This is a genomic window from Rhizobacter sp. P2_H2 (genome assembly GCF_056403375.1).
Genome location: NZ_JBFUFP010000203.1, coordinates 1 through 6,998, shown reverse-complemented (window position 1 = coordinate 6,998; position 6,998 = coordinate 1). Strand labels below are relative to the sequence as shown.

The following is a 6,998-nucleotide window of genomic DNA, read 5'->3' as shown; positions in this document are numbered from 1 at the left end:
CGACGCAGGTGGGGTGAGCCTCAGGAGCCGGCCCGTGCGGGCCGGCTCGATCCTCGCGGCTCAAAGCACGCAGTCGGGCGACGCGGCGAGCGCGGCTGCCGTGGTCAACGTGAAGGTCGTGGCCGGCCCGCTGCCGACGCTGTTGACGGCGCGCATCACCAGGTAGTACCTGGTGCTGTACGACAGCGATGCGAAATCGATGGTGCCGGCGCTCGATTTGCTGGTCTGTGTCGAGACGGCTGTGTTGTGGTCGCTGTCGAGGTACAGCGTGAAGTGGTAGGTGCTGATCGACGCACCGCCGTTGTAGGTCGGGTACGAGTAGCCGGCATGGATGTTGTTCCTTGAGCAGACGACCGCGGTGGTCAGGTTCAATGCCCCCGGCTGGGTGATGGCCGTGACGGCGACCTGCGTGGCTGCGGCGCTGTCTCCGGCGGCGTTGTGCGCGATCGCGGCGCAGGTGTAGCTGGCGTTGTTCGGCATGCCGGTCAGCGTGAGGGTCGAGGCTGAGCTCGCGGTCGCGCTGACGGTCGTCTTTCCCGCGGCCGTGCAGGTCACGCCGTACTGGCTGATCGTGCGGCCACCGTTCGATGCCRGCGCCGTCAGGCTGGCTCTGAGCTGCGCATTGTTGGCAGACGAGTAGCTGCCCGCGTCCGCATCATCGACCGAGGCGGGCGCCGGGATCACGCTCAGGCTGAACCCCGGCGCGCCCGGCGTGGTGTAGGGGCTGAGTGTGACCGTGGCCGACGGGGAGCTGACAGAGGCGTTGTTGTTCTTTGCCGTCACGCTGCACAGGTAGCTGGCGCCATTGGTCAGCGCCGACACGACGAGCGGGCTGGCGCTGCCGGTGGTGCTCTTTTCGTCTGTCGCGTCGGTGACATTGGTGCATGTCGCGGTGTAGCTCAGGCTGCTGCTCGTGTCGCCGCTGGACGACGAGGCCACGAAGGCGACGGTCGCCGTCTGGTTTCCGACCGAGCTTCCCTGGCCTTCGGCCAGCACAGTGGGTGCGGTCGGCGCGGTGTAAGTCGTGGCGCTCGCGCTGGTGGAGGTCTGACCCTTGCTGTTGGCGGCGACGGCGGTGCAGGTGTAGCTGGTGCCGTTGGTGAGCCCGCTGAGCGAGGCAGTGAAGGAGCTCGTGTCGGCGCTGACGATGGCGGTTTTCGTGCAGCTGGCCGAGTAGACCGTGTCGGCACCGTTGTTGGCCGGCTTGCCGAACTTGAAGCTCAGCGTACGGTCGCCGATGACAGTGTTGATGGCGTCATAGGTTGGTGCGGCAGGCGCCGCCTTGTTCGGAGTGGCGTTGGCGCTGGTGGAGGCCGATTCCTTGCTGTTGGTGGCAACCGCGGTGCAGGTGTAGCTGCTGCCGTTGGTGAGCCCGTTGAGCGAAGCGGTGAAGGGGTTCGTTCCGGTGCTGATGGTGGCCGTGACGCCGACGCTGGTGTCGGTTTTCTTGCAACTGGCCGAGTAGACCGTGTCGGCACCGTTGTCGGCAGGCTTGCCGAACTTGAAGATCAGCGTGCCGTCGCCGATGCCGGTGTTGCCGGCGTCATAGGTCGGCGCAGCAGGCGCCTTGTTCGGCGTGGCAGCGGCACTGGTGGAGGCCGAACTGCGGCTGTTCCGCGCTGTGGCGGTGCAGGTGTAGCTGCTGCCGTTGGTGAGCCCGGTCAACGAGGCGGTGAATGGGTTCACGTCGAGGTTGACGGTGGCCGCGACGCTGATGTCGGTACCGGTCTTCTTGCAACTTGCCGTGTAGACGACATCGCTGCCATTGCTGCTCGGCTTGCCGAACGCGAAGCTCAGTGTCGCATCACCGATGACGGTGTTGCTGGCGGTGTAGGTCGGCGTGGCGGGGGCAATGTTCGGCGTCGCGCTGGCGCTGGCCGACACCCATCCGAGGCTGTTGGTGGCGGTGGCGGTGCAGGTGTAGCTGCTGCCGTTGGTGAGCCCGGTCAGCGAGACGATGAAGGGATCGGTGTCCAGCTTGACCGTGGCATCGACAGCGATGCCGGTCAGGTCATTCTTGCAACTCGCCGCGTAGCTGACATCGCCGGCGTCGTAGGTCGATTTGGAGAACGAGAAGGACAGCGTGCCGTCGCCGATCACGGTGTTGCCGGTGACGTAGCCTGGTGCCGTGGGGGGCGCGCTGTTCGGCACGGCGCTGGCGCTGACTGCGACCGAGCCTTTGCTGTTGGTGGCGGTGGCCGTGCAGGTGTAGCTGCTGCCGTTCTGCAGGCCGGTGAGCGATGCGCTGAACGGGTTGGTCGCCAGGGACAGGCTGCTCGGCGTCACCGGGCTCTGCGTCGTCGTCTGCCTGCAGTCGATCGCGTAGCTGACGTCACTCAGGTTGCTGGCCGGCTTGCCGAACTTGAAGCTCAGCGTGCCATCGCCGATGATGGTGTCGCTGAGCGTGTAGGTCGGTGCGGCGGGCAGCGACGCATTGGGAATCGCCACGAGGCTGGCCGTGCTGTTTCCGGCGCCATTGGTGGCCGTCACCGTGCAGGTGTAGCTGACACCGTTACTCAGGCCGACGATCGCGATCGAGCGGACGCTGGAACTCGCGGCGAGGACGGATGTGCTCGTGCCCTTGCCGTCGGTGCAGCTGGCGGAATAGGGGGAGAGCTCGCCGCCGCCATTGCTCGCGGGTGGGCTGAAGCTGAGCGTCACGCTGCCGTCGCCCGGCTGGGCGGCGAGCTCCTGCACTGGGTCCGGCGTGGTCAGGGGTCTGACCGGCAGGGCGTTCGAACTCTCGCTGGGCCCCACCTCGTTGGTGGCCGTGACCGTGCACGCATAGAGCTGGCCGTTCGTCAGCCCGTCGACCGTGATCGGCGAGCCCGAGCCCACAACACTCCGATCGCCGCAGCTCGCGTCGTAGTGGAGGATCGGCGAACCGTTGTCCGGGCGCGGCGTGAACCGCAGCACGGCCGATGCGTTGGCGGGCACTGCATACAACAACTCCGGCGCCTGGGGATTTGCCGGTCGCGGTGTCGCCTCGAGACTCGGGGACGCCGGGCTGTCGCCGCTCTGATTGCGCGCTGTGACGATGCAATCGTAGAGCCTGTTGTTGTACAAGCCGCTGACGGTGATCGGCGAGGCCGCCTTCGTGGCGCTGGCGCTGGCCTTCGGCAGATCACGTGTCGTGCAGGTGGCGGTGTAGTCAAGGATGGACGCGTCAGGGGCACCCGGGGCGAAGTCGACGATCGCCAGCGCGTTGCCCGCGCTCACACCGATGAGCGATGGTGCGACAGGCGCCGGCTCGGCGCCCGGCACCGGCACCGACGCCAGCGGCGTGACCTCCATCGACGGCGTCGACGCCGGGCCGCTGCCGGCATCGTTGCGGGCGGTGACGCTGCAGCCGTACGCTGTGCCGTTCGCCAGACCGGCGACGACCACCGTGCCGGCGGAGGCCGTGTCGACGCGGGCCTCGTGTTGTTCGGCCTGGCAGCGCACCTGGTATCCCTGGATGGTCGCCCCGCCGTTCCACGAGGGCGCCTCGAACGTCACGGTGGCGGTGCCGCTGCCGGACGTTGCCGAGATCCCGCGCGGTGCATCCGGCACCGTTCGTGGCGTGGCACCGACGGTGGCTGACGGGTTGCTCGTGCCGGCGGCGGTGCTGACCGTCACGCTGCAGGTGTAGGGTGCGCCGTTCTGCAGCCCCGAAACGAACACCGGCGAGGCGCTGGACTCTGCCGTCACCGCGATCCCGGTCGCCGAACACGTGGCGCGGTAGGTCGCCTGAAGGGCGATGCCGGCCGGCGGCGTGAAGGCAACCGACAGGGCGCCGTCCGATGGCATGGCGCCGAGAACGGTCGGCGTGTCAGGGCGGGCCGCCGGCGGCGTTGCGGGCGCCACCGGGGTCACCTCGACCTGCGCCGAAGCCGGGCTGTCGCCGACGATGTTCGTGGCGACGACGCTGCACACGTAGCGCTGGCCGTTGCTCAGCCCCGGCACGGGGATGGGGCTGGCGGTGCCGCTGCTGTAGGCGTTGAGTTCAGTGCCCTGGCAGGTGACGGTGTACCAGAGCACCGTGGCGACGGGCGCCGAGAAGCTGACGATGGCCGATGTGTCGGCGGCCGCGGCCTGCACGTCGGTCGGGGCTGTCGGTGCCTGCGCGGTCGCAGCGGCGGTGGGCGTCACTGGCACCGCCTGCGACACGGCGCTGGCGCCGCTCGCATCGCTGACGGTCACGGTGCACGAGTACGCGAGGTCGTTGGTCAGGTCGGCGACCTGCATCTGCTCGATGCCCGTCGCGTGCGACACCATGCTGACCGTCACCTGCGAGTTGCCGGCGATGCAGGTGGCGTGGAAGAGCACGTCGGCGCGCGGCGTCGTGACGGTGAAACTCAGCGCCGCCGACGCGTTGCCCGGGGTGACCTGCAGGTCGACCGGTGCGGTCAGGCTCGCATCACCGGCGGACTCATCTGCTCCGCCTCCACCCCCGCACGCTGCCAGCAGCATCAATGACAGGCCGAGCCAGAGGGTGAAGGTGCGCACGAAGGAGGGCGACGCTGCTGGTGTCATGTTCGATCCCTGGGCTGAAGAAGGGTGTGAGATTGACCACCAAATGTGGAGACAACGTGGAGGCGGAGGGATGGGATCGTTTGCAACATCCGATCCCTCACTTGGGCGGGTCGGGGTGTTGTCCTGCGCTGTAAGCCTTTGTGCGCTGGCATGATTCCCAGCTTCGAATCACGGCGCTTGCCGAGAGGATGGTCATGAATCGAGCAGGTTCTTCCACGGCACGCGGCCCGTTGCGGGTGTGCTTGGCGGTGTCGCTGGCCGTGTCTTTGGCCGGTTGCGGCAAGCAGGGCGCCGAACTCGGCCAGGGCGGGTCGGTGGTGACCGGGTCGGCCGGGCCGGCGGGTGCCAGTGCCGCGGCGCGCGAGCTGGTGAAGTGCGATGCGCCCGTCGCGACGCTCGCGCTGGTCGAGAACCCCAACGGCTACACGACGGTGTCGGGCTACAACCTGCCGCAGTCGCCGGTGCCGCTGATCCGGCTGCTGGCGCAGCAGAGCGGCTGCTTCCGCGTCGTCGACCGCTCGGCCGGGCTGCGCGCCACGGTGCAGGAGCAGGAGCTGAAGAACGCCGGCGTGCTGCGTCAGAACGGCACGGTGGCCAAGGGCAAGGGCTACGAGGCGCAGTACACGCTGACGCCCAGCCTCACCTTCAGCGAGCAGAACGCCGGGCGCGAGATCGGCGGCATCCTCGGGATGATCCCGGTGCTGAACAAGTTCGTCGGCGTGGCCGACAGCGTCAAGCTGAAAGAGGCGCAGGTCGCGCTGCTGCTGACCGACAACGAGACCACCGAGCAGCTGGCGGCGTCGACCGGCTCGGTGCGCGTCACCGACCTCGGCATGGGCGGCCTGGTGCTCGGCAAGCTGGGCGGCGCGGCCGGCGCCGGCTGGAGCAACAGCAACGAGGGCAAGGTGATCGCCGCGGCGTTCCTCGATGCGCACAACCACCTGGTGACGCAGGTGCGCATGCTGCAGGCCAAGGAGCTGCCGCCGGCGGTGGCGGTGAAAGTGAAGGGCTGAGCGCCCGCGGGCTGATGGAAGCGGCGCGGACGCTCGTCCCGGCTGCATTCGTCTGGCCGCGAGGTGGAACCCGCCTCACCGCCGAGTGACTCATTCGGTTCCCACTTCCGGGTTCCAAAGAAGTCCGACCATGTTCAGTTCCACCTCCATCCGCAGCAACAAGCGCCGGGAATCGCCCCGGGAATCTCCACGGTCGACCGATGTCGATCGTCGCGAAAGTGACATGGGTGATGCCGGGCTGTCGGTGAAACAGCCGCTCGTCGAGGGCAGGTCGATCGAGCTGCGAGCCTCTCGCGAAGCAGGTACGGGTCCCGATTGGAAAACGTGCATCGTCGATGTCGGCGAATGCAACGTCGAGCTGACGTTCAACACATGGCTTGGCACGCAGGTCGAATGGACAGGCGAGATGGGCGACGTCGCCGGACCGTGGGTGCAAGCATGGATTCCACCCGAAGCGGGAGGGCGGCCCTTGGAATTCGGTCGGCGCCAGCCTGCGCGAATGGCGCTGCCCCGCCAGCAGGCGACCCTGCTGACGGCCGGCTGGGCCGATCCCGATGTGCTCGAGGAAGTGCGGTGCAAACTGAGCAAGCACAGGGTCTTCATCGAAATGGGACAGGGCCTCATTGCCCAACAGCTGAACGTGCTGTCATCCACGCTGTACTCCTGCCTTTTCATCGCCGGACGCAACTCCCGGACCGGTCTCGCCGGCGCATACCACTATCCGGCCCAATGCCTCCACGATCCGACAGTGTGGGGTGACCTGCTGGCTTGGCAGGCTGCGCTGCACCCGGACGAGGTCGTCGTGCTGAATCCGTCGACCCAGACTGAGGCCTGGAAGCAGGCGCTGGCGAGCAGCCGTGAGCTTGCCGCCATCGCGACGTGGGCGGAGCGTGGTGGCGCTTCTGTCCGGATCGAGCCGGTCTCCAGACCGTTCATGAGCAATGCCGATGGCAAGCTCGAGGCGGGTGACGCGGACAGGAACGGCCTGGGCGATGCCCATGTGTCGCTCGTGTCCCGCAGCGCAGGCGACCACGTGGACGCAAAGGAGGCGCTCATGCGCTTGATCGGTCGGGACCGGACACGAGGCTGATTCGCCGGTACGGCGGATGGATCTCGTCGGGCGTTGTGGGCCGGGCGTTCGCCCGACCCGGCGGCGAGGCATCTGCCGACACGGGCCGCCCGCGCCGAGCCGCTATCCTTCATGGCATGAAACTGCCGGAGTCGGTGCTGGTGCTGATCCATTCACCGCAGCGCGAGGTGCTGCTGCTGGAGCGCAACGATGCGTCGCGCGGCTGGCAGAGCGTGACCGGCTCGCGCGCGTCGCCGGCCGAGCCGCTGCGCGACACCGCGCGGCGCGAGGTCGCCGAGGAGACGGGCATCGTGATCGGCTCGGCGGCCGTGCCGGCCGATCGGCTGCGCGACCTCGGCCGGCAGAACGTCTACGAGATCCTGCCGGCCTGGGCGCACCGC

The 6,998-nt window shown here is 68.2% G+C and carries 4 protein-coding genes; 3 read left to right on the top strand and 1 reads right to left on the bottom strand.

Features of this window, described 5'->3' with window-relative positions; genetic code table 11:
* Positions 1-60 precede the first annotated feature (60 nt).
* A complete protein-coding gene (locus AC1D15_RS13195) occupies positions 61-4,488 on the bottom strand; it encodes a fibronectin type III domain-containing protein (protein WP_477826333.1) in 4,428 nt (1,475 codons plus the stop codon).
* Positions 4,489-4,709: 221 nt separating this feature from the next.
* Here AC1D15_RS13195 and AC1D15_RS13190 point away from each other — a divergent pair, with 221 nt between their 5' ends.
* The 3 genes from AC1D15_RS13190 to AC1D15_RS13180 form a co-directional block, all read left to right on the top strand.
* Positions 4,710-5,528, top strand: a complete 819-nt coding sequence (locus AC1D15_RS13190; RefSeq protein ID WP_477826332.1) for a CsgG/HfaB family protein — start codon at positions 4,710-4,712, stop codon at positions 5,526-5,528.
* A gap of 130 nt (positions 5,529-5,658) precedes the next feature.
* Positions 5,659-6,618: a hypothetical protein gene (locus AC1D15_RS13185; RefSeq protein ID WP_477826331.1), complete on the top strand. Its 960-nt coding sequence runs from the start codon at positions 5,659-5,661 to the stop codon at positions 6,616-6,618.
* 116 nt (positions 6,619-6,734) lie between these two features.
* A partial coding sequence (locus tag AC1D15_RS13180; RefSeq protein ID WP_477826330.1) for an NUDIX domain-containing protein occupies positions 6,735-6,998 on the top strand: 264 nt, incomplete at its 3' end.